The 23,721-nt window shown below is 55.6% G+C and carries 20 protein-coding genes and 1 tRNA gene; 6 read left to right on the forward strand and 15 right to left on the reverse strand.

The window, feature by feature from the left end:
* Nucleotides 1–355: 355 nt before the first annotated feature.
* The 3 genes from fadJ to ACT3RT_RS03375 all read right to left on the reverse strand — a co-directional run bounded on the left by fadJ (nucleotide 356) and on the right by ACT3RT_RS03375 (nucleotide 4,306).
* Nucleotides 356–2,506: a fatty acid oxidation complex subunit alpha FadJ gene (gene fadJ / locus ACT3RT_RS03365; protein WP_496202490.1), complete on the reverse strand. Its 2,151-nt coding sequence runs from the start codon at nucleotides 2,504–2,506 to the stop codon at nucleotides 356–358.
* Nucleotides 2,503–3,816 carry an acetyl-CoA C-acyltransferase FadI gene (gene fadI / locus ACT3RT_RS03370; RefSeq protein ID WP_353502810.1) on the reverse strand — a complete coding sequence of 438 codons (1,314 nt, stop codon included), beginning with the start codon at nucleotides 3,814–3,816 and terminating at the stop codon, nucleotides 2,503–2,505. The genes fadJ and fadI overlap by 4 nt, the downstream gene beginning before the upstream one ends.
* A 157-nt stretch (nucleotides 3,817–3,973) precedes the next feature.
* Nucleotides 3,974–4,306, reverse strand: a complete 333-nt coding sequence (locus tag ACT3RT_RS03375) for a YfcZ/YiiS family protein (RefSeq protein ID WP_496202491.1) — start codon at nucleotides 4,304–4,306, stop codon at nucleotides 3,974–3,976.
* 415 nt (nucleotides 4,307–4,721) lie between these two features.
* On the opposite strand from ACT3RT_RS03375, the gene fadL reads away from it, so the two are divergent.
* Complete coding sequence (gene fadL / locus ACT3RT_RS03380) at nucleotides 4,722–5,999, forward strand: long-chain fatty acid transporter FadL (protein ID WP_496202492.1); 1,278 nt, start codon at nucleotides 4,722–4,724, stop codon at nucleotides 5,997–5,999.
* Between the two features lie 90 nt (nucleotides 6,000–6,089).
* Here the strand turns inward: fadL and mlaA are convergent, their stop codons facing one another.
* From mlaA to ccmA, 10 genes are all read right to left on the reverse strand, one after another.
* Complete coding sequence (gene mlaA / locus ACT3RT_RS03385; RefSeq protein WP_353502813.1) at nucleotides 6,090–6,854, reverse strand: phospholipid-binding lipoprotein MlaA; 765 nt, start codon at nucleotides 6,852–6,854, stop codon at nucleotides 6,090–6,092.
* Nucleotides 6,855–6,886: 32 nt separating this feature from the next.
* Nucleotides 6,887–8,098: a c-type cytochrome biogenesis protein CcmI gene (ccmI, locus tag ACT3RT_RS03390; RefSeq protein ID WP_353502814.1), complete on the reverse strand. Its 1,212-nt coding sequence runs from the start codon at nucleotides 8,096–8,098 to the stop codon at nucleotides 6,887–6,889.
* Nucleotides 8,095–8,619 carry a cytochrome c-type biogenesis protein gene (locus ACT3RT_RS03395; protein WP_496202493.1) on the reverse strand — a complete coding sequence of 175 codons (525 nt, stop codon included), beginning with the start codon at nucleotides 8,617–8,619 and terminating at the stop codon, nucleotides 8,095–8,097. Before ACT3RT_RS03395 ends, ccmI begins: the two co-directional genes overlap by 4 nt.
* Entirely contained in the window at nucleotides 8,616–9,167 is a 552-nt protein-coding gene (locus ACT3RT_RS03400) for a DsbE family thiol:disulfide interchange protein (RefSeq protein ID WP_034791904.1), read from the reverse strand. The genes ACT3RT_RS03395 and ACT3RT_RS03400 overlap by 4 nt, the downstream gene beginning before the upstream one ends.
* Entirely contained in the window at nucleotides 9,164–11,137 is a 1,974-nt protein-coding gene (locus tag ACT3RT_RS03405) for a heme lyase CcmF/NrfE family subunit (RefSeq protein ID WP_396132384.1), read from the reverse strand. The genes ACT3RT_RS03400 and ACT3RT_RS03405 overlap by 4 nt, the downstream gene beginning before the upstream one ends.
* A complete protein-coding gene (gene ccmE / locus ACT3RT_RS03410; protein ID WP_396132383.1) occupies nucleotides 11,134–11,628 on the reverse strand; it encodes a cytochrome c maturation protein CcmE in 495 nt (164 codons plus the stop codon). Before ccmE ends, ACT3RT_RS03405 begins: the two co-directional genes overlap by 4 nt.
* Complete coding sequence (gene ccmD, locus ACT3RT_RS03415) at nucleotides 11,625–11,903, reverse strand: heme exporter protein CcmD (protein ID WP_034791911.1); 279 nt, start codon at nucleotides 11,901–11,903, stop codon at nucleotides 11,625–11,627. The genes ccmE and ccmD overlap by 4 nt, the downstream gene beginning before the upstream one ends.
* Nucleotides 11,903–12,637, reverse strand: coding sequence for a heme ABC transporter permease (locus ACT3RT_RS03420; RefSeq protein ID WP_353502818.1), 735 nt, complete (start codon nucleotides 12,635–12,637; stop codon nucleotides 11,903–11,905). Before ACT3RT_RS03420 ends, ccmD begins: the two co-directional genes overlap by 1 nt.
* Nucleotides 12,638–12,921: 284 nt before the next feature.
* A complete protein-coding gene (gene ccmB, locus ACT3RT_RS03425) occupies nucleotides 12,922–13,581 on the reverse strand; it encodes a heme exporter protein CcmB (RefSeq protein ID WP_353502819.1) in 660 nt (219 codons plus the stop codon).
* A gap of 22 nt (nucleotides 13,582–13,603) precedes the next feature.
* Nucleotides 13,604–14,230: a cytochrome c biogenesis heme-transporting ATPase CcmA gene (gene ccmA, locus ACT3RT_RS03430; protein ID WP_496202494.1), complete on the reverse strand. Its 627-nt coding sequence runs from the start codon at nucleotides 14,228–14,230 to the stop codon at nucleotides 13,604–13,606.
* Between the two features lie 182 nt (nucleotides 14,231–14,412).
* Between ccmA and ACT3RT_RS03435 the strand changes: the two genes are divergently transcribed.
* The 5 genes from ACT3RT_RS03435 to ACT3RT_RS03455 all read left to right on the forward strand — a co-directional run bounded on the left by ACT3RT_RS03435 (nucleotide 14,413) and on the right by ACT3RT_RS03455 (nucleotide 16,814).
* Nucleotides 14,413–15,333, forward strand: a complete 921-nt coding sequence (locus ACT3RT_RS03435; RefSeq protein WP_496202495.1) for a formate/nitrite transporter family protein — start codon at nucleotides 14,413–14,415, stop codon at nucleotides 15,331–15,333.
* 90 nt (nucleotides 15,334–15,423) lie between these two features.
* A tRNA-Arg gene (locus ACT3RT_RS03440) sits at nucleotides 15,424–15,498 on the forward strand.
* An 89-nt stretch (nucleotides 15,499–15,587) separates the two neighbouring features.
* On the forward strand, nucleotides 15,588–16,196 hold the full coding sequence (locus ACT3RT_RS03445; RefSeq protein WP_496202496.1) for a hypothetical protein: 609 nt from the start codon (nucleotides 15,588–15,590) through the stop codon (nucleotides 16,194–16,196).
* A 92-nt stretch (nucleotides 16,197–16,288) separates the two neighbouring features.
* Nucleotides 16,289–16,657 carry a VOC family protein gene (locus tag ACT3RT_RS03450; protein WP_496202497.1) on the forward strand — a complete coding sequence of 123 codons (369 nt, stop codon included), beginning with the start codon at nucleotides 16,289–16,291 and terminating at the stop codon, nucleotides 16,655–16,657.
* A 28-nt stretch (nucleotides 16,658–16,685) separates the two neighbouring features.
* Entirely contained in the window at nucleotides 16,686–16,814 is a 129-nt protein-coding gene (locus tag ACT3RT_RS03455) for a hypothetical protein (RefSeq protein ID WP_396132376.1), read from the forward strand.
* A 75-nt stretch (nucleotides 16,815–16,889) separates the two neighbouring features.
* Here the strand turns inward: ACT3RT_RS03455 and ACT3RT_RS03460 are convergent, their stop codons facing one another.
* Nucleotides 16,890–18,143 (reverse strand): glycoside hydrolase family 18 protein, encoded by a 1,254-nt coding sequence (locus tag ACT3RT_RS03460; RefSeq protein WP_496202498.1) that lies wholly within the window; start codon nucleotides 18,141–18,143, stop codon nucleotides 16,890–16,892.
* Between the two features lie 150 nt (nucleotides 18,144–18,293).
* Complete coding sequence (locus ACT3RT_RS03465) at nucleotides 18,294–23,714, reverse strand: autotransporter outer membrane beta-barrel domain-containing protein (RefSeq protein ID WP_496202499.1); 5,421 nt, start codon at nucleotides 23,712–23,714, stop codon at nucleotides 18,294–18,296.
* Between the last annotated feature and the right edge of the window lie 7 nt (nucleotides 23,715–23,721).

Raw genomic sequence — 23,721 nt, forward strand, 5'->3', positions numbered from 1 at the left:
GGCGGCCGGGCATTTTGCCTGAAACTTCACGTAAAGAAAACGCTGTTTTTTACATCAACTGATTCCACTTGTAAACTAGTTTGCCTACTTATTAATCATATTGGATGTATTTCAAACGCTTGCTGTAAAGCTCATCACTGCCTAAGCAGCTCACAATATTTCTTTCGCACAAATGCATTACCTGACTCATTACAGTATCCAGAAACAGACCCTGCCAGATTCCCGCGAAAACGCTGCCTTAGCCGTGATCGTTGTCACAGGATGATGAGCTTTCATGCGCGCTGCAATAATCTCGGCATGAAAGCTTTTCATCATCCTCCGCTTTTTCAAGCCAACTGCATCATGACCAATAGCATCATGGATAGAAACGGCTGCCCTCCTGCGCCCGGCGTATCAAGCCAGAGCATGGCGCGAAGTGCTCGCCATAATGCTGCTGGAGGCCCTGCAAGGTTTTCAGCACCTCTGCTGCGCCGAGTTGGTCGATGTAGCGGAACGGCCCTCCGAGGAACGGCGGGAAGCCGATGCCAAACACTGCGCCAATATCGCCATCTCGTGCGCTGCGAATGACATTTTCGTCCAGACAGCGCACCGCCTCGTTGAGCATCAGCATCACGCAGCGACGAGCAATCAGCTCCCCGCCCTGCTGCTGTTTTGGCGACAGGTTGAGCAAACGGTAAATCGCCGGGTCAGCCTGTTTCTTCTTCGACGCGCGGCCTTTATCGGCGTAGAGATAGAAGCCTTTGCCATTTTTGCGCCCTTTACGGTCGTCTTGCAGCACGGCATCCAGCGCACGCGGCGCGGCAAAGCGCGGACCCAAGGCATTGACCAGAATCGGAATGATTTTGGTGCCGACGTCGATCCCTACCTCGTCCAGCAATTGCAGTGGCCCGACCGGGAAACCGAAATCAACCAGTGCTTTATCAATATGTTCAATCGGCTCCCCTTCTAATAAGCAGCGCGCCGCTTCATTAATATAAGGAGCAAGAATACGGTTTACATAGAACCCGGCGCTGTCCCCCACCACAATCGCCGTTTTTCCCTGTTTCTTCGCCAGCGCGACTGTGGTCGAAATAGTCTGCTCACTGGTGCCTGCATGTGGAATAACTTCCACCAACGGCATTTTGTCCACCGGGCTGAAATAGTGCAGACCAATCACGTTCTGCGGCCTACTGGCGGTGGCCGCAATGTCGTGAATCGGCAAAGAAGAGGTGTTTGAAGCAAAAACCGTATGCTCAGAGGCGTTTTGTTCTATCTCGGCGACCATTTTTTGCTTCAGCGCTAAATCCTCAAACACGGCTTCGACCACCAGATCGACGCGCTCAAAGCCGCTGTAATCCGTGGTGCCGGAAATCAGCATCATCTGCCGCTGCTGCTCGGCCTTTTTCAGTCGCCCGCGGCGCACGCGCTTCTCCAGCAGGTCCCAGCTGTATTTCAGCGCGTGGCGGATCCCTTCCTGATTGATGTCTTTAATTCTCACCGGCAGCCCGGCCCGCGTCGCAGTGACATTGGCGATACCGCCGCCCATTAGCCCGCCGCCGAGAATGCCCACTCTGCGCAGTGGCAGCGGGTCGGCGTCTGCCCCACGCTCTTTTTTCAGCGCCGTGGAGGCAAAGAACAAGCCGCGCAGCGCCGCCGACTGTGGCGTCATCACCAGCTCGCCAAAGGCTTCGGCCTCGGCCTGATAACCACTGGTACGCCCGCTATCCAGCCCCTGTTTCACCACGTCGATGATCTTTTCGGTGGCGGGATAGTTACCGTGGGTTTTAGCCCGGGTCTTCTTGCGAACTACCGAGAATAGGAGTGCCTTGCCCAAGGGACCGCCCGCCAAACGCGCCTGCCAGGGCAGAGGTGCACGGGTTTTGCGCCCTTGCAGCACGCGATCGATGGCGGTTTGCAGCAAAATGGATTGCGGCACGGCGTCGTCCACCAGCCCCATTCGCTGAGCCTGCTTGGCGCGAATGCTGCGCCCGGTGAGCATCATATCCAGCGCTTTCGGCGCGCCAATCAGCCTTGGCAGTCGCTGCGTGCCGCCGGAACCCGGCAACAGGCCAAGCTGCACTTCAGGCAGGCCAAGCTGGGTTTTATCGTCCAGTGAGCAGATTCGCGCGTGGCAGGCCAGCGCCAACTCTAGCCCGCCGCCGAGGCAGGCTCCGTGAATGGCGGCCACCACCGGCACAGGGAATGCCGAAATGTGCGACATCACCGTCTGGCCTTTGGTGGCTAACTCACTGGCCTCGCGGGCCGTTTTGCAGCCGCTGATCATGCTGATATCAGCCCCGGCAATAAAAGAGTCGGTTTTGCCGGAAATCAGTACCAGCCCTTTCAACTGTGAATATTGCTGGGCTTTCTGCAAAATCGTGCCGATTTGTTCAACAAATTCAGCCTTTAAGGTATTCACCTTTTCATTCGGCACGTCGATGGTGATGATGCCAACGTGCTGGTTGGTAAAGGTCAGTTTGAATGCAGAATCGGGCTGGTTCTCCAGTAAGAACAGATCGTCGGTCATTCGGCTGCCTCCAGAATCATTGCGGCACCTAAACCACCCGCCGCACAGGCAGTGGTCAGCCCGTAACGCCCGCCGCGACGGCGAAGCTCGTGTAATGTTTGGGTGATCATGCGCGCCCCGGTGGCGGCAAAAGGATGGCCATAGGCCAGTGAACCGCCGAGCACGTTGAATCTCTCCCAGTCTATTTCGCCGATGGATTGTTCACGGCCCAGCTTCTCACGGGCGAACGTCTCACTGGCAAACATTTTGATGTTTGCCAGCGTTTGCGCGGCGAAAGCCTCGTGCATCTCAATTAAGTCTAAATCGCCGAGCGTCAGCCCTGCCCTGTCCAGGGCAATCGGCGTGGCATAGGCTGGCCCAAGAAGCATGTCTTCCCAAACGTCGATGGCGGCGAAGGCAAAACTTTTCAGATAACCCAGAGGTTTTAGGCCAAGTTCGCGCGCGCGGGATTCACTCATCATCAGCACCGCCGCAGCGCCGTCGGTTAATGGCGTGCTGGTCGCCGCAGTGACCGTACCGTGGCGGCGGTCAAACGCCGGACGCAGCTTGGTGTATTGGCTCAGTTCAGACTGGGTGCGGATGTTGTTGTCTTTTTGCAAAACGTCGCGGTACGGCGGCACTTGGGCGGCCATCACCTGCGAATCAAGATAGCCATTTTCCCACGCCTGAGTCGCTAAAGTGTGGGAACGGTGCGCCAGTTCGTCCTGCTGCTGGCGGGAAATACCGTGGGTTTTCGCCATCTGTTCGGCGGTGTCACCCATGCGCAGGCCGGTGGAGTACTCGGCCACGGCGGGCGGCACCGGCAGCAAGTCGCGGAATTTCAATTTGCTAAACAGCGCCAGGCGCTGTGACAGCGTGCGGGCTTTATTCACATCGACTAAAGTGCGAGCCAGCCGTTTGCTGACCCCAATCGGCAAGACCGAAGAGGAGTCCGCGCCCCCGGCGATGCCGATACTGACCGAGCCGCTAATGATGCTTTCCGCCACATTGGCCACGGCCTGAAAACTGGTGGCGCAGGCGCGGGAGACGCTATAGGCGTCGGTCGAGACGCTCATGCCGGTGCCGAGCACGATTTCGCGCGCAATATTCGGTGCTTCGGGCATTTGCACCACCTGCCCAAACACCAGCTGATCAATGATTTGGGGGTCAATGCCGCTTTTCGCCAGCAGCTCACTGACCACCATCTTACCTAAATCCACCGCCGGAATGCCGTGGTACGCCGTGGCCTGCTTAGCGAATGGCGTGCGTAAACCATCGACAATCGCAATGCGATCGCCTTCACGCGTCACCAGCGGGATAACCTTATTCATACGGACTCCAAATTAAGAGGTCAGACCTGATAAGTCAGTTTTAACCATATGTTTACATTTAGCAAATGCCTAAAGGAGGGAACTGCGAGCGACTGCAAAAAAAAACCGCGACACAGGGGTCGCGGCTTGAAGAACTGGCTCATTTTTGTGAAGGGGATTAGCGCAATCCCAGCTGGAAGATCATGGTTTCGGCTTGGCAAGAGAATGTGAAGTCGATATTCAGCTCAACGCCGCCTTCAACCTTTTCAATTCGGCTATCAATGACGCAAGGCTCAGATTCCACCGCGCGCGCTTTGGCGGTCAGGCTATTTAACATCTCATTGGCCTGGGCTTGGTTGGCAAAAACGTGACTGTAGGAGGCGGTGCAGTCGGTGTTGTCCATGATAGTACCGACGTCAACGCAACAGCAGGCCGCCGTTTCTTCCGCGCCGCATTTGTTAATGGAGTGCAGAGGCTGGGTGGATTTCGATGACAAAGTTGCTTCGGACATAATCTTCTCCTGGGCCAAATTTACGCCTTGGCGGTCGGCCCTGTTGGTCATTCAAAGGTGTATTTTCATCCACTATTTTACGCCTGCTCAGCCGCTACGCCTAGCACTTACTTTTTGTGTGTCTTTTAAGTGACTAATATCACAGAAATAAATTCAAAAGGTTATAAATGTCACCAATTTTTATCTTCCAAGTTATTAAGTTCCGCCGGAGCTGTATGTTTTTTGTTAAGCGGATCTAATTTCTGGCATCAAATTGGAAATATCCATGAAACATCATTGCAACATGTATACAGGTCGGACCTATACTTCGCTCACTGGTCTGATTTGTCAGACTGAGAACGAACCCTACAATCCCGCGCTCATTGTTACTTGATGTAACATTGTTTGATAAAAACATAAAATTGAGGTTTTGGTCATGAACCAGAAAAACCTGTTGAAAAGATCAGCTCTGGCAGCTGCAGTGGCAATTGTTTCCTCAAACGTGTATGCGGCCGGTTTTCAGTTAAATGAATACACCGCAGCCGGTCTTGGCCGTTCGTTTTCAGGTGAAGGGGCCATTGCTGATACCGCAGCATCTGGCAGCCGAAACCCGGCAACCATGACCATGTTTGATCGCCCTTCTTTCTCCGGCGGTGCGATTTACGTCGCGCCTGACGTCAATATTACGGGTCGCTCGCCAATCACCGGCAACAGCACTGACGCCGATAACATCGCGCCAAACCAGTGGGTGCCGAACCTGCACTTCATTCTGCCGTTGAACGACAAGTGGGCGTTGGGAGCATCTTCCACCTCCAACTACGGTCTGGCGACCGAGTTCAATGACAACTACGCGGCAGGTCCTTTAGGCGGTAAAACCGACCTGATCACCATCAACAACAACTTAAGCGCCGCGTACCGTGTTAACGAGCACTTCAGCTTAGGTTTAGGCTTCGACGCCGTGTGGGCCAAAGCGAAAATCAGCCGTACGGCGGGTGAGCTAGGCCCAATCCAATCGCGCGGCCAATTGCCTGCGAAGACCGAGATTGCTCACCTGAAAGGTGACGAATGGGGCTTCGGCTGGAATGCCGGTATCCTGTATGAAGTGGATGAAAATAACCGCTACGGTTTCACTTACCGTTCCAAAGTGGATATCGACTTTAAAGGCGATTACCGCAACAGCGTCCCAGTTCAGGCGGGCGGAACCGGCGGCAGCACTATTCCTGGCTCTTTGACACTGAACTTGCCAGAAATGTGGGAAATCTCAGGTTATAACAAAGTGGCACCGAAATGGGCGATTCACTATAGCCTGGCTTACACCAGCTGGAGCGAATTCCAGGAGCTGAAAGCCACTGGCAACAACGGTCAGACGCTGTTCCAAAAAGAAGAAAACTATCACGATGCTTACCGCATCGCGCTGGGTACCACCTATTACTATGACGATAACTGGACTTTCCGTACCGGTATCGCCTTCGATGATAGCCCGGTTCCAGCAGACAACCGCACCATCTCTATTCCTGACCAAGACCGTTTCTGGATAAGCGCCGGTACCACTTATGCGTTTAACAAAGATGCGTCTGTTGACCTGGGTGTGTCTTACATGCACGGCCAGACGGTTAACATCAGCGAGAAAGTGGCGAATGGCGTGCCGAACTATGAGTTCCAGGCCAAAGGTACCGCGATGCTGTACGGTGCTAACTTTAACTACAGTTTCTAATGCTACAGCTTGCAATATCTGGCGTAGATTGTTGATTGCCAGACACAAAAAAAGCGCCGAAAGGCGCTTTTTTTATGGGCAGCATCTGAATCAGTTAGCTGAGTCGATGCTTTGCAGATCATCCTGAATCGCCGCGGCGTTCGGGTTGTTCTGCGGCGTTAACTTGCCGCCGCTTGCCAGGAAGTCGTGACGCTGGAAGTAAGCTTCACGCACCATCAGGTAAGGGTCAGACGAGTTACGCAAGATAGCATCGGAGTCGAGCAATTCGGCGCGGGTTTCAACACCTTCAAGCACGAACTTACCGGCCGACATCCAGAAGGTCAGGTAGCTGAGCATCGGGTAGAGGTAATCGACGGTGTCGCCGCCTTCGTCACGCAGAGTGAAGCTGCCGTAAGCCGGAAGCTGCACGTAAGGGCCATAACCTACGCCATAGTGTGCCAAAGTCGTGCCGAAGCCGCGCTTCTCTTCTTTCGCCAGTTTCGGGTTAGCCATTGACGCTACGTCAATCAGGCCGCCCATCCCCAGCAGGGTGTTAAGGAAGAAACGGTTAAAGTGGATCATCGCACGGTAAGGATCACCCTGTGCGAAGGCGTTCACCATGCTGGCTGGCTCATCGAGGTTATCGAAGAAGTTGGTCATCCCGTTACGCGCTGGCATCGGGACATAGTTTCTCCACGCCACAGCAACAGGACGAAGCACATAAGGGTCCATGATGTTGTAGTTGAAGTCGAACATTGTCCGGTTGAAACCTTCAAGCGGATCAGAACGTCCCTGCGGTTCGCTGTCCGATGATGTACCGGCACAACCCACCAGCAGCGCGGTCGCAAACGCCAGCCCAGTCAGGCGTAAGTTCATGGATATCTCCCTATTTTTCTTCAGTTCCGCTGTCAGGGAACCTGCTGATTAATCTCAATGCTGACCTGTCCATTGCCGGAAAAATCAGTCAGCGGACTGTCGCCGTACCAGTCACCTGCGGCTGGCTTCGCCAGTCCGTTTTGTGAAATTCGAACGCGTACTTTTAACTGATGCAGCGAAGAAAGCAATCTTTCCGGCATCATGGCATTGGAATCATCCATTGTCATGGCAAGCGGGAAGCGGCTCAGAGGCAGTTTCTTCACGGCAATCGGCACCGGGCTACTGCCATCGGTGACCGAAATAAATACCGTGCCTTGCTGCGGAATACTCTTCGCGGCGTTATCAGACAGCGTCACGTTAACCGCCAATTTAGCGGAGTTCTGCCCCGATTTGGCCTTCGCCTGCTCAATACTGGCGCGAACCATTTCAGCGCGTTTATCCCCGGCCGGCAGAATCTTCAGCATTAGCTCCCAGGCACCAATGGCCTGCGGATAATGCCCCTGCTCAAATTCATTGTAGGCTAGCAAACTCAGGACGCGTAGGTTGCCCTGATTTTGTTCCAGCATACTGCGCAACAGTTTGCCGCCGCTAATGTTATCTTGCGGATCGCCGGAGCGAGTTAACACTTCCGCATATCCGAGCTTGATGTCCATATTGTTCGGCGAAAGCTGGTAAGCATGGGCAAAAGCCTGCGTCGCGGTATTGGCATTATCCAGCGCCATACCCACGCGGCCGAGCATCATCCAGTCTTGCGCATTGTTCGGGTCGCGCTGCAATTCGGTACGCAGCCCTAAGCCGAGATCCTGCACGTCATTCATGGTTAAGGCTGGCGCATTGTCATCGGCCACGCGGTGGCGTAAATCTGGCATGCGCTGCATGACATTATTCCACGCGCTGACCTGGGTTAAACCGCCGGAATAGAGGTAAAATCCCAGCGTGACCAGCACGAGTAACAGTGCGCCCGGCACCAGCGTCCAGCGGCCAATTGGCTGCGCGGCGCGCTGCTGTTCTTCGGGAATATCACTCAGCAGGTTTTCCTGCAATTCGCGAATATGCTGCGGGCGCTCGTCAACCACGCCCTGCTCTTCGTCTTGCTCAAGCTCGCTCAGACGATGTTGGTAAAAAGCTTTGTTCAGCGCATCGCGCGACGTGTGTTCTGCCCTGTCGCGACGCATCACCGGCACCAAAAACAGTGCCAGCGCGATAATAAGCATCACTACAATAGTCAGCCAAAAAATACTCATGATCCTTTCCCGTCGCTCTCTGTCTTCGTGACATCAGTCAGTAACTGCGCCAGCCGCTGTTGTTCTTTTATTGAAAGCTCTGACGCTGACACGCCCTGTTTCACCGATGTTTCTGACCCTGTTTGTCCATTCTGGCGACGCGCGCGCATGACAATCACCGACACGCCGATCAGTACAAACAGCAGAGGACCCAGCCATAAAATAAGCGTGGAAGGCGTAACTGGCGGTTCGTAGGTCACAAAGTTACCGTATCGCGCCACCATATACTGCACAATCTGCTCGCGCGTTTGGCCTTCATTAAGTAATTGATAAACCTTGGTACGCATATCGGCCGCTATGATCGAATCCGAGGCCGCGATGCTGGTGTTCTGGCACTTCGGGCAGCGAAGTTGCTCGGTGATTTGCCGATACTGCTGCTCCTGCGCTTCCGACTTGAACTGGTAAGTATCAATGGCGGCAAAGGCCGCCCAGCTCAAAGTCAGACCGAGGATCAGTGCGCAAAGTGAAGTGACGGCTCTCATGCGTCACCGCCATATTTTTTGTACAGCGGCAGGACTTCGTTTTGCCACACTTTAGCATTCATATCACCAGCATGGCGGTAGCGGATGATGCCCTGACCGTCGATCAGGAAAGTCTCCGGCGCGCCGTACACGCCGAGATCAAGGCCCAGCATGCCGTCGCCGTCGTACAGGCTCAGCGCGTAGGGATTACCCAGCGTATTCAGCCAGTTAACCGCTTTCTGCCGGTCATCTTTATAGTTCAGCCCCACCACGCGAATGCCTTTCACCGCCAGCGTATTGAGATATTCATGCTCGGCGCGGCAGGTTGGGCACCAGGTCGCCCAGACATTCAGCAGGATCGGCTTGCCGTCGCGCAGCACCGACTGGTCGTAGGTTTTGCCCGGCTGCGACAGCGATTCCAGCTTAAATACCGGCACCGGTTTGCCGATCAACGCCGACTCCAGCAGGGTCGGGTCATCGCCGTTGGCGTTACGAGTCAGCTGCACCATAAAGGCCGCGGCCAGCGCCAAAAACAGCACCAGGGGAATAAATAGCAGTTTGCGATTCATGCCTCTTCAGCCTCCGCTTTGCCCTGACGCTTGAGTTTTTTGCTCATGCGATAACGCGGGTCGAGAATACAGAGCACGCCGCCAAAGGCCATAAAGATGCCGCCGAGCCAGATCCAGCGCACAAAAGGTTTGTAGTACAGGCGCACGGCCCAAGAGCCGTCGTCCATCTCTTCACCCAGCGCGGCATAGAGGTCTCGCGCCAGATTCCCGTGAATTGCCGCCTCGGTCATCATGGTGTGCGCCACGCTGTAATAGCGTTTTTCAGCATGCAAGGTGGTGACAGGCTTGCCATTGCGGGTGACGTCGATATTGGCTTCGCCGCCGGAATAGTTGGAGCCTTGGATATCGCGCATGTCGCGGAAAACAAAGTGATAATCGTGGATATCCACGCTGTCGCCTGCCTTCATTCGCACATCGCGCTCGACGCTGTAATTCTGGCTAAAGGCGATACCAATCACCGTGACGGCGACGCCGAGATGCCCCAGCACCATACCCCAATGACTACGGGAAAGATGGGTCAAGCCGCGCCAGAAGGTGTGACGATGAGTGGCGCGCTCGTGCAGCTCCATCAAGGTGAGGACAATCACCCATACCGACATCAGCAGGCCGACCACCGTCATACCGACAATTTTGTCCTGCAGTAGCCAAGGCAGAAGAATCGACAACAGTAAAGTCACCACGAGCGCCACGCCAAGGCGACGCCACAGCTTGCTTGGCTCGTCGCGACGCCAGCGCACCAGTGGGCCGATGCCCAACAGCAGGGCCAGCGGGGCCATCAACCAAGTAAACATGGTATTAAAGAAAGGTTCACCGATGGAAATACTGCCCATGCCGAGCTGTTTGTGGATCAGCGGCAGCAGCGTGCCAAGCAGCACCACCAGCATGGCGGCCACCAGCAGCACGTTGTTGCCCAACAGATAGCTTTCGCGCGAGTGCAATTCGTGGCGACTTGGCGCACGCACCGAGTTCCCTTTGATGGCATACAGCAGCAGCGAGCCGCCGATGATGATCACCAGATAGGCCAGAATAAACATGCCGCGCGCTGGGTCTGAGGCGAAGGAGTGAACCGACACCAGCACGCCCGAGCGCACCAGGAAGGTCCCCAGCAGGCAGAGTGAGAAACAGGTAATGGCCAGCAGCACGGTCCAGGCTTTGAAGGTGCCGCGTTTTTCAGTCACCGCCAGCGAGTGGATCAGCGCCGTGCCTGCCAGCCAAGGCATAAACGAGGCGTTTTCTACCGGATCCCAGAACCACCAGCCGCCCCAGCCTAATTCGTAATAAGCCCATGCCGAGCCCAGCACGATGCCCATGGTCAGGAACACCCATGCCGCCGTCGTCCAAGGTCGCGACCAGCGCGCCCACGCGGTATCCAGTCGGCCCGCTATCAGCGAGGCAATGGCAAACGCGAAGGCCACGGAGAAGCCGACATATCCCATATACAGCAATGGCGGGTGGAAAATCAGCCCAATATCTTGCAGCACGGGGTTAAGGTCGCTGCCGTCAACCGGGAAGCCCGGCAAAGTGCGAATAAACGGGTTAGAAGTCAGCAGGATAAACACCAGGAAGCCGGCGGTGATCATCCCCATGACGGCCAGCACGCGGGCCACGGCGTCTTGCGGCATGCGGCGGCTAAACAGCGCCACCGCCAGCGTCCAGCAACTCAGCAGCAGCACCCACAGCAGCAGCGAGCCTTCGTGCGCGCCCCAGGTGGCGGCCATGCGGTAATAGACCGGCAGGCGGGTGTTAGAGTTATTCGCCACATAGGCGACGGTAAAGTCGTTCACCACAAAGGCGTGAACCAGAATGATAAAGGCCAGCGTAATGGCGGCGAACATGCCGTAAGAGAGCGGGCGCGCCATCGCCATCATGCGGTTATCTTGCCGCGCCGCGCCCCATTGCGGGTAAATACTCAGGAGTATCGCCAGACCTAAAGCCAGACAGAGGGAAAACGTTCCTATTTCCGGCATCATGAGCGAACACTTCCTTTATCGTTACCCGCGTAGGCCGCAGCCGGGGCTTTGTTATCATCTTTCATTGCATCTTCCACTTCTGGCGGAACGTATTTCTCATCATGCTTCGCCAACACTTGCTGAGCATTGACCACGTTACCGGCTTCCATCACACCCTGCGCCACGACGCCCTGCCCTTCGCGGAACAGGTCCGGCAGGATGCCGTTGTAGGTCACGCTAATCGCGCCACGGGCGTCATAAATTTTAAAACTGACCTGCAAACTCTTGGCATCGCGCTTCACCGAGCCGGGCATCACCATGCCGCCAATGCGCAGGCGCTGGCCGACAAACGGCATCTCGTGGTTTTCACCTTTACCTTGCAGAATCTCGGTCGGCGTATAGAACAGGTCAATGTTGGATCTCAGGGCGTACATCACCAGAGAGATGCTCAGGCCAAGGCCGACCAGCACCACCAGCGCCAGCGAAAGGCGCTTTTTACGACGTGGATTCACAATAACTTCTCCCCGGACGCGTCCGGTTTCAACCGAGGTACAGCCGGCTTCGTCGCGGCTGGCGATTCATTAGTAGGGTTTCGTTTGGATTGCACAATGCGCTTTTCCCGCGCCTGACGACGGCGAACGTCAGCCAGAATTTGCCGACGCTGCACCATGGTGTGCGCCACTAAGGCAATCAGAGAAATCAGCGTGGCTGCGACAGAGAGCCAGACATAAAAGGCGTAGCCGCCCATGTCGAAGAATGCCTGCCAGCTTGAGAATGCGGCGTTCATCAGCGGCGCTCCTTATTAACGAGTTCCGCCACCCACGGGCGCAGGCGTTCCTGAATAAGAATAAGGTTACGCAGGCGCATTAGCGTCAGCGTAATAAAGAAGAACAGATAGCCGAAGATGGCCCAGCGCAGCGGGTAACGCATGCTTGGGTCGATGGTTTGCTGCATGTTGGTCGAGCCTTGATGCAGGGTGTTCCACCACTCCACCGAGTAGTGAATGATGGGGATATTGACCACACCGACCAGCACCAAAATGCCCGCAGCGCGCCCGGCAAGGCGACGATCTTCAAAGGAGTGATATAAGGCAATAGCCCCCAGATAGAGGAACAGCAGCACCAACTCGGAGGTCAGACGTGCGTCCCACACCCACCAGGTTCCCCACATAGGTTTACCCCAGGCGGAGCCGGTAACCAGCGCAATAAAGGTGAAGACTGCCCCGACGGGTGCCATGGCGGCCAGAGCTAAGTCCGACATTTTCATCTGCCACACCAGCCCGATAAAGGCAGCAATCGCCATCGCACTGTAAATCCCCATCGACCAGATAGCCGCAGGAACGTGAATGTACATGATGCGATAGCTGTTACCCTGCTGGTAATCAGGCGGCGCGTAGCCAAAGCCCCAGACCCAGCCAATTAGCAAACAGGCTAATCCCAGAATGCCGAGCCACGGAATAAACCTGCCGCAGACCGAGTAAAGACGCTCGGGTCGCGCGAGTTGATGTAACCATTTCCACATTGTTATCGTTGCTCACTCTAAAAAGACTTTCACTGGGGCGCGTGGACCGTTATTGGTCTATTGCGCGGTAAGAGATGGAACCGGTTTCTATCCGCACTTATTTATTCGCACTGAATACCCCTTCCCTATATTGTTCCCTATAGAGAAGTGTGATGTTAGTCAAAGGTTGCGCTTTTTCTGCCAATTTGTAACTACAGGTAAATTTAGCCAAATTGATCGGAATAATATTGCCCCGTCATACTTCGAGCTGCAGCGGCGTTGGCTGCAACTCGAAGTATGACGGGTCAGTGAATGCTGACTCGCAAAGCTGCCGCCGTAGCGAACGGCGCGAGTGTCGCACTTCCCGCCAGCATCGCGCCAAGAATTGCCAGATATCCGCCGAGCGGCATGCCCATAGAGGCGGCGTCGATGGCACCAGTGGCAAAAATCAGCACCGGAATATACAGCGGCAATACCAGCAAACTAAGCAGCACCCCGCCTTTACGCAGGCCCACGGTCAGCGCCACGCCAATGGCACCAATAAAACTCAGGGTCGGCGTTCCTAGCAAAATGGTCAGCGCGACGGCTTTCCACGTGTTGAAATCCAGCGACAGCAGCAATGCAATCACCGGAGATAAAATCAATAACGGCAGCCCGGTGACCACCCAGTGAGCACATACTTTGCCTAGAACCGTTAGCGCTAGCGGGGATGGTAACAATAGTAGCTGCTCCAGCGTGCCGTCGAGGAAGTCATCACGGAACAACCTCTCCAGTGACAGCAGCGAGGCGAGCAGTGCCGCGACCCAGACGATGCCCGGCGCAATGCGCGCCAGCAGTTGTGGTTCCGGTCCCAGCCCCAGTGGAAACAGGGTGATCACAATTATAAAGAACCACAGCGGGTTGATGATTTCCGCACTTTTACGAAAAGCGATTTTCAGTTCGCGGCGCAGGACTTTAATAAACATTAGACCAACTTCCCTAATCGAGTCATAGCAGTTCTGCGCTAGTTAAACGGAGCTTACGCACGTCGCGGTTCATTCCCTGTAAGTCTTGGTGGGTAGTAAGCACTACCATACCGCCCCGCCCGGCGTGCATTTCGAACAGGTCGATAAGTGTCGCCACGCCCTGCTTGTCGATAGCCGTCAGAGGTTCATCAAGGATCCACAGCGGCGCGCGCGTCAGCCATAGTCTCGCCAATGCAACGCGGCGCTGTTGCCCGGCGGACATCTGCGCCACGGTGACATCTTCATAGCCCAGCAGGCCGACATTTTCTAATGCCTGATACAGAGCATCGCCATCAACTTTGCCGTCAACCGACTGATAAAAAGCCAGATTTTCATACGCAGTGAGTACTGACTTTATCCCCGGCTGATGGCCGAGAAACAGTAAATCCTGATGGAACAGGTCACGCTGGCGGCGAGTATTCTCACCCTTCCAGCGCACTTCGCCTGAGTCCGGTGAAGAAAGCCCGGCCAAAATCCGCAGCAGGCTGGTTTTCCCGGCGCCGTTCTGACCTTCAATTTGCACCATATCACCGGGCTCGATGGTGAAACTTAGGTCGCTAAACAGGGGGCGCTCGTCGCGCACGCAGCTCAGGTTAACGGCTTCAAACATCGGATTATCCCGTAAAATTCACAAGGGTACATCATATCATAAGCATCCTATGCGTCGCAGCCAGAGGTTGCAGTGGTTCCTGCCACTACCCGTCTGTCTTGCAGCATAACTACCATCCCTGTCCTATGCTTAAAACGGTTTTATTTTTCCGCGATGCCTCGCAAAACTTCTGGGGAAACACCATGAATCAAGCCACTAAAGAGCAGAATATAGAGAACGATGTCGACAGCGAGGAGCACGCGCAAGGCACTGAGATTGAAGTTGATGAAGAGAACCTGCCCTCGCGCGCGGCGGCGGTTCACGAGCAGATTCGCCAAGAGGGGGAGAAAGAGCTGGAGCGAGACGGACTGGCGCTGTTCTGGTCGGCGGTGGCCGCCGGGCTGTCGATTAGCGCCTCCATGATGGCCAAAGGCATTTTGCACGCCCGCCTGCCGGAGTCGCCAGAACGCTTTTTCATCGAGAATATCGGTTACACCGCGGGCTTCATTATTGTCATCATGGCTCGCCAGCAGCTGTTCACCGAAAATACCGTCACCGCCGTGCTGCCGGTGATGCATAAGCTGACGCTGAAAAACAGCGCCCTGCTGCTGCGCCTGTGGAGCTGGGTGCTCGGTGGCAACCTGATTGGCTGCGCCTGCGCCGCGCTGGCCTTTCACCTGGTGCCGTTTTTCGACGCCGACACCGACGCGGCCTTTCGCAGCATCAGTCTGGAGATCATGAAGAAAGACCCGACGGCGATGTTTGTCAGCGGCATTATTTCCGGCTGGCTGATTGCCACCATGGTATGGATGCTGCCATCGGCGGGTGCGGCAAAAGTGTGGGTGATCATGCTGATGACCTATCTGGTGGCCATCGCCGACCTAACGCACATTGTGGTCGGCTCGGTAGAAATCCTCTATCTGGTGTTCACCGGCGCAATCCCCTGGCAGCAGTTCATCTGGCCCTTCGCCCTGCCGACCCTCGCCGGGAATATCATCGGCGGCACCTTTATCTTCGCGCTCATCAGCCATGCCCAAATCCGCAATGACATGAGCAACCAGAACAAGGCCAAGCAGCAGAAGAGAGCCAAGAACAAGCAGGAAAATCAACAGAAAGCCCAATAACTGGCGACGAAACAACCAAACGACCGCCTAACGCCTTATTATTGTGGCAAAAACGAGTATACTACGCGGGCGCTTTCCCAAGCCGCCCGTGTCTCCTTAGTTAAACGGATATAACAAGCCCCTCCTAAGGGCTAGTTACAGGTTCGATTCCTGTAGGGGACACCATTTTTTCCTGTTGTAATTTCCACTCTCTTATCACAAAATTTCCAGATTTTACTTACCAATAAGCATTTTAATGCTGCAGGAGAAATACAATGTCAGTTCAGGATAAAATTGCTTTATTCTCGGCAATTGGCTCTTGGGTTTCTGCTTTCGCGACATTTTTAGCCGCCTTTATTGCACTCTATCTTGGATTTAAACCTTATAGAATAAAAGTGCAAGCCAAGCATTGCACAAGATATATGGGCGACATTGAAAATGAAATAGCCTTAGATGAAGATAAATTTAAAATCCATTTAATTATAAGTAACCGTTCACTTTCAAAAATCTATGTTGAGAGGGTTCAAATAGTAACAGGTGGATTCATACAGCGAAGCAAAATGCTCTCACGACTATTCATGGGTGCAATGCACGATCATGGCTCTGGCACAATAAAACCTAATAAATTTCTTCGCCGAGATCTGAAGGTGCTTTACCGCACAGCCAACTACCTTCCGAATATAACTCCTGATAAACCTGTAGCAATAGCACCATATGATAGTCTAATTATTATTTTCAAAGGTACTGAAAGAGAATGGGTGAAAAATGAAAGGGAAACGGCTAAGAACTATAGATTTAACTATAAAAAAATAGCAATGAGAATAAGCTTATCAAATGGCAAAGTAATTTACTCCAAGGGATATATTAATATGGAAAAAGAGTAAAAAAATCCGTCTCATTAGAGTAAAAAAATCGTGCTATATTGATTTAAGAAATTTTAAAACGAATCCTCCCCCAAAATAATTAAGGTCCCAACATGCCCAACCTAACCCCCTTCTCCTACGTCCTTGCCGTACCCAATCTCACCAAAACTTCGGCTTATTTTCGAGATGCGTTGGGGTTTAACCTTGCCTGGCCGGAGGGAGGTGGCTGGCAGCTGGCGGTGCGGGGGGAAGTGCGGATTATGCTAGGGGATTGCCCGGACGCGATTGCGCCTTCGGCATTGGGCGACCATAGTTACTTTGGGTATTGGCATGTTGATGATGCAACTGCCCTTTATGATGAATTTACCGCCGCGGGCGCGATCATTATTCAGCCTATTGCCGACACGCCACACGGCATGCGTGAGTTCACTATTGCGACGCCGGACGGGCATCGGATGGCGATTGGTGAAGACTTGGGCTGATAATCTAGACACTTAGCGAGGGAAGCGCGTGTTTTACCGGTTTTTAGAGATTTTGGTGTTTTTACTGTTACTGCTGTGGATTGCGCTGCTGTTTAACGTCGGCGGGATGTCGGTAAAACTCAGCGAATTCATGACCTATCTTGATTCACTATTCTGACCTTTGCGTAAGCCACAAAAAAGCCACTTACCCAGTAAGTGGCTGATTATGTTGATGACTTAAGGCGTATCTATCTTAGTGTTTAACGCCCAGCGTATCGGCCAGCGTTCTGGCTAACTGGTTGTTATCATCGGCACCAAACTCCCAGAACATGGCCCCGGCCAACCCTTTGCTTTTGATGTATTCCCCTTTGATAGCCACCGAGCGCGGGTTCTCGTAAGAGATAGCAAACAGCGGATCGCCCTTAGCGGACTTAATCGACAACCACGGCACTTTCGCTTCGTCATCCCAGTGCTGGGTGAAGCGTTTTTGCGGGTCGTTGAGCAGTTTGCTGACGATGTCGTTGTACTTCACATAGGTATCTTTGGTCAGGTCATAGCCCAGTGATTTAAACAAGGCGACCTCGGTCGGGCTAAACGACGGCTGGGTAACCGGATTTTTCTGCGCGTCTGGCTTGGTCCAGTCAATGCCCGGCTCCATGGTGCGTTTTGGTACCCGCCCGTAGAAACCTATGCCGAGGTTCATCTGGCTGGCCTTCAGCCCCGCCGCGAGGTAGTTATTCACTACGAAATCTGCGATGTATTTATCCGCCGCCGCGACGGTTGGCCACTCTTTGGAGTCATACAGGTTGGAGTTGAAGTATTGCGTGCCGTAGGCCATATCGTAGGTCATCAGGTTGATGTAATCCAGCGACGGGGCTATAGCTTTGACGTCAATCCAGCTTTTCGGGCTTTCAGCGCTGGCGGCGACGGCGATGGTCACCAGCTTTTGTTTGCCAAATCTTTCACGCAGCTCTTTCAAGATGGCGGTGAAGTTATCTTTGTCGGCAGGTGTGCTGTCCACCAGTCCCCACGCGCCGTTGACCGGGTATTCCCAGTCGAGGTCGATGCCATCAAGGCCATATTTTTTTACGATCTGTTCTGCGGAATCGATGAAGATTTTGCGCGTTTCCGGGGTAGCCGCAGCGGAAGAGAAACCGCGCGCGCCCCAGCCGCCGACGGAAAGCAGCACTTTCAGGTTCGGGTTCTGTTTACGCAAAGCGGGGATTTTTGCCAGATCGGCTTCAACTTTGGGTGACAGCCAAATCTGGTGCAACTTGGCAGGGTCTTTCAGCGCGGCGTTGGTTTCGCCCGCCTCATTGTTGTAAACCAAACCAAATGAGTAGTTGAGATGGGTTATCAGGCGAACGTCGAGTTTATCGATGTCGCCCCCCGGGCCGGCAGTGACGTCACCGCCGCCGTTGAAATAGCCCACTGACATGAGAGAGTTGGCTGAGGCAACTGACGCGCACAGCAAGGGTAATACCGCGAGAAGGGGTAAAAGTTTCATAAATAAGCCTCTTTGACATTTTAAAAACAAATACCGCGACCTAAAGTGAGGTGGCGAATAAACAACCACCTAACCTTAGCATCGCTGGCCTGTCAAAGCAGATATTCATGACAGAATTGTGACCGATATTATGGACTTAATAAGTCATGGTTAGAACGTCCAGCGCACCCCGCCGGTGTAGCCCCAGCCCTTGGCACCATTGCTGTTTATCTCTTTGCGATAATCTACTTCTGCATAGAGCGACACGTCTTTTTTGAAGGTCGCCGTGCCGCCCACGCCTAACTCGCCAATTTGGCCGAACTTGCCGCTGGTGAAGGTGTGGCTGACGTCGAAACCTTCCGCGCCAATGGTGGTTTTCGCCTCGCCGCCCCAGCCGCGATAGTAGTTCGCGCGCACGTAAGGCGTGTACTGGCGCCCTGCGTCATCGACCCAAGTGCGGTCGGCGCGCAGCCCCAAACGGCCAATGGTCTGGCTGTAATTTTGGTAATCCACCGTGGTGCGATCTTCGTCGATAAAGTTATCCATATTGATGCGGGTGTACATCAATTGCGCCTGAGGTTCGAGTTTCAGGCCATTGTCGAACAGGTAGGGATAGCCCGACTCCAGCGAGGCGCTCCAGCTTTTACCTTTTGGCGATCCTACCTCTTTTTGACGTGGAATATCAGTCTCGCCGCGATGTCTATCCAGCGACAGCGCACCGTCCATATAGAAGCCGTTTTGACGCTGCCATGACAGGTAGAGCGCGATGCTGTCTGAGTTGAAGGTGGTGCTGCTAAAGCCATCAGCGGCTTTTGGACGCAGGCGGTTATTACCGTGGGTATAAGCCAGACCGCCGCGCAGGCTGTCTTTGTCACCGTCGAGGCGCAGCAGGTTGCCACCCAGCTGTACCGCGCTGTAATCCATGTCGAAGTCATAACCAAACTGCTTGAAGCCAACATTGGATTTATAGGTCATGTTGGAGCCGATATAGCGCAGGAACATCTCGCCGCCGTTACCGTCAGGGCGGCTCTCCTCGTGGCGCAACTCGCCAAGGCGCTTATGCAAGTTATCCATAATTGCCACATTGTAGTAAGCCAGAGCCACCGGCGCGGAGATATAAGAAGGCACCTGCGGCGTAACGGCCTGACGTCCCGGCGCACAGTTGTCGACCCCGTCAACCACGCAGCCATCGTCCGTTGGGTTAACCAACGGCTGGGCATTAGGGTCGACCGGCACTGACGGCTGTTCAGGCGTGCTGGGGTTGGTCGGGGTGACCGCCACCGGCTGCGCGGCCTTGTTACAGTCATCCCCTTCACAGACATAAACGTTACCGATGCGGTAATCCCAGAAGGTGTTATCGGTTCCTCCGGCGACCTGCCGTTGGTTAGCATCGCTGCTGCCCGGGGCGAAGCTGTAAAGTTTGTAGCTCCACGGCCCGAGCGCCAGATAGCCGCCCTGTAGCACGAAGCTGTTGGCGTTGGCATTGCCCGCCACCTGCGCCACGGAGATACCTTCGTAGGCATCCATGGATGAGGTGTGGTTGAGGTCGGTGAGCTTGCCGGTGCTGATGTCCGCCGGGGTCACAATCAGGGTGGTGACGCCGCTGTCGGCATTCCCTGCGATACGCAGCGAGTCGGTGAACTGGTTGCTCACCACACCGCCTTCGTTGAGGTCAGTGATCATCTTCACCACCCCGCCGTTAGAGACTAAATCGCCATCAATCGACAGGCGGTTGCCCGGCGAGGCAGCCCCGTTGGTTAAGTCGATGGTGCCGCTGTTAGTGACAATCGCCGAGTTAAGTTCGCCGCCCGAGATAGTCGGCTTAACGCCATTCCCAGCATACAGGGTGGAACTGCTATCAATGTTGACGTTGCTGTGCGCCAGCGACAGGTCCCCAGTCAGCTCCCATTCAGTGCCATTGCTGAAGTTAATCACGTTCCAGCCATTGCCCAGATTGACCCCGCGCGACGGGTCATCGCTGGCGAAGCTGCCGCCGCGCGCCGCGATTTGCGAGAAGTTAAGCTGGTTATCCTCACCGATGCCGCTGGTGATGTGGCGCGTGGTGGAGAGGTCGACATTGTTGATGAAGGCGCGATTGGCATTACCCGCGCCGAGTGACAGGCTGCCGTCGAGAGTGCCGCCGTTCCAGGTGATGGTGTCATCCCCCTCGCCGGTGTTGATGTCGCCGAACACGCTGCCGGAGGTCAGGAGAACGTTGTCATTCCCCGTGCCGCCCTGCACCGCCACTGCACTGGCCGAGGATGGCGTGATGGTGCCTTGGTTCTCAAACACCGCCGTGCTGCCATTGCTGAGATCAACCACTGGCGCGACCAGGCTGGCCGAGGTCAAGACACCGGTGTTCAACACGGTTCCCGCTTTACCCGCCACCAGCGCCGCGCCGCCCGCGCTATTCGTCACATTGACTGTCGCCGAGGTGACTACGTTGCCGGTGGTATTGGCATTGATCCCCGTCCCGCCTGCGCCACTGACTTCAAAATGATAATTATTGCCCAGCACCAAATTGCCGGAGGTGGTCGAAAGGTCGGCCTGAGTGAAGTTAAAACCCGTGCCGCTGCCGGTGACATTCACTCGCAATGTAGAAGCCGGGTCGAAAGAGGTGGCGGTGCGCACGCCGCTGCCGTTAGCCACGTTGATAACGCTGTTTTGCAGCAGGACGTTGCCGGTCTCGGCGCGGTTCTCAACCCCGTTGCCAGTGCCGTTGATATTCAAGTTGATATTATTGGTCGACAACCCCGCCGCGCCGCTATCCAGCAGCACGCCGTGCGCCGTTCCGCCGACGTTAACGGCGTCGCTGCCGCCGTTTAACACCAGCTGGGTGCCATCGGCGATGCGAATGCCCGCCACGCCGTCATCAACATTAATTTTCCCAGCGACGGCGATTGAGGTGCCACTGCCGCTGGCATCGATACCCGTGCCGTTCGCCACCTGAATCGCGCCATTGTTGGTCACGCTGCTGCCGGACGCGACTCGCACACCGGTGCCATTGCTGCCCGAGACGTTAATATTGCCGTTATTGGTGAGAACACCGCCCTGCTCAGCCAACAGGCCGGTGCTGCCCGCGCCATTGAGCGTCAGCAATCCGTTATTGACGATTTGCCCCAAATTGCGTGCGGCGAAGCCTATCGCGCCCGCCGCGTTGCCCACCAGCGTCGCGGCGCTGGTTAGGGTGGTTCCCGCCTGCGGTGCGCCGCTGTTAGCACCACTTAAATCATGCTTCTGGCCATCGGCCACGCCACCAATGCTGTTCACGCCGGTCAGTGAGAGGGAGCTGCCCGCGTCGAGATTACCCGTCGCGCCGCCCTCTACCACTACCCCGCGCGCGCCGTTGCCGCTGGCAATCAGGCGTGAGCCGGTGGTGTTGATTTGGGTATTCAGCCCGGAACCGACCAGTGACTGACTGTCGGCCCCGGATGCTGTCAGGGTCGAGCCGCTCGCCAAGGCCAGCGCCGCGCCATCTTCAATGCGATAGAGCGTTGAACGGTCTGTGCTGGCATTCAGAGTGGAAGTCGCACTGTTGATCGCCGCGCCCGCGCCCACGGCGCGGTAAGCAATCTGGTCGGTATTGTTGAAGGCTGGCGTGGCGCTGCCGGACACGTTGACCTTGCCGCCGTTAATAGCTTCCGCGCCAATCGCCCCGACGCCGTTGAGGTTGATTAAGGAGCCATTGCTAAGAGTGGCGGTGGCGCGATTGCCGCTCGCGCTGGCACCGCGAGTACGGTTGGCGGTGCTGCCGCCGTTGACGTCAATGGTGCCGCTGGTGCTGGCGGTGGTATTCAGAGTGCCGGTGCCGCTGTTAACCACGATACCCGTGCCGCCGTCGCCAATGGCGATGTTGCCGGTGTTGGTGCCGGTAGCGCCGCTTTCAACGCGGATGCCGGTCGCGCCCGCGCCGGTGAAATTGATGTCGCCGGAGTTAGTTAGCGAGGCGCGGTTGCGGGCAATATAGCCCGTCAGGCCGTTTTGCGACGAGTTGAGCGCCGCCGCTGAGGTCAGGTTGGTATTAGGCGAAGCCGAGCCGCTGTTCGCGCCAGTCAACGTGTGCTTCTGGCCGTCGGCAATGGCGCCCACCGAGTTAGTGCCGGTGAGGTTAATGGTGGTCGCTGCGTCAATCACGCCCACCGCGCCGCCCTCGACAATCACGCCGGTTGCGCCATTGCCCGAGACGTTAAAGGTGGCGTTCTGCGTGGCGATATTGGTGCCGCCGGAGCCGGTTCCCATCACGCCAACCGAGTTCGCTCCCGAGGTGGTTAAGGTCAGGTCAGTGCCATCAAAATCAGCCCCTTGTTCGAGGCGGAAAAGCGTCGAGCCGGTAGTGGTGACGTCAAAAGCGTTATTACCGATGGTGTTAATTTTGGCATTCGGGCCATAGGCGAAGAAGGCGATTTGGTTGCTGCCCTGGCTGAATGTGGGCACTGCGGTGGAGGAGACGTCAACCGTGGCGTTGCCGCGCGCATGGACCCCAATCGCGCCATTGCCTGACAGGTTGATGGGGCCGTCGACCTGCGCGGTGGCCGTGCCAGTTCCCTGCCCTTCAACCCAAACGCCGAAGTTACGGGTGGAGCTGGCTGCGTCCGCGCCGCCCGCCACGTTAATGGTGCCAGTGGATTTCGCCGACGCCGCATTGCCCGCCGTGGCAATCACTTTTATCCCGGTGCCGTTAACGCCGTTCAGATTGATGGTTCCGGCATTATTGATATTGCCGCCGCTGCCCGCGTTCACTACCGACATGCCAATATTTTCACGCGGAACCGTGGTCGCCCGGCCATTCACGTCGATAGTGCCGTTGTTGACCATGGTGGTGGTTGCGCCGCCGTTGGCGAACATCCCCGCGCCGTTCTGGACTCTCGATCCCAGCACGATATTGCCATTATTGGTGGCGCTTCCGCCGCTGTTAACCTGCACCCCCGCAGCCAAATCACTCTGGTTTAGCGCGGTATCGGCCGGTGTGTCTGACTTACTGTTTTGCGGCCCGCGTCCAAGGTAGATCACCCCGTCCGCGTTGTTGATGAAGGATGAAGCGGCGTCGCCCACCAGCACGCCGGTAGTGCTGCCGGTGGCGCTCGACCCGTTGACACCGACGTTAATATTGCCGCTGTTAGAAGCCATCGAACCGCCGCCAAGATTGATGCCCGAGGTGGTGCCGCCAGTGGTGGCTAAGTTGATAATGCCTTGGTTGTCGAAGGTGCTGCTGTTTTGCACCTGAACGGCGCTCGAGCCATAGCCGGTTGAGGTCACGCCGGTACCGTCGTTGCGATTTACAAAACCGCCGTTAATCACCCCGGTCTGGCTGTTGGTGCCTTTACTGGTGTCGGTGAGATAGACCGCCGCGCCCTCAGAGCCTATTGAACCCGAGCTGCTGACCTTGCCGTTAACCGTGACTTCGGCGCCGTTCGAGCCACGGATCGCCCCGCCGTTGGCCCCAATCACTTCCAGCGATTTACCCGCCGCCACGTTGACTTTGGCGCCTGCCCCGTTGGCGTTAATGACAATTCGATTGCCAATCGCCTGAGCGACGTCGTCATTCGGGTCATCGGCAGAAATCTTGTACCCGATGGTACCGCTGCTGCGCACGAAGGCC

This window comes from Ewingella sp. AOP9-I1-14, assembly GCF_052375995.1.
Lineage (GTDB): Bacteria > Pseudomonadota > Gammaproteobacteria > Enterobacterales > Enterobacteriaceae > Ewingella > Ewingella allii.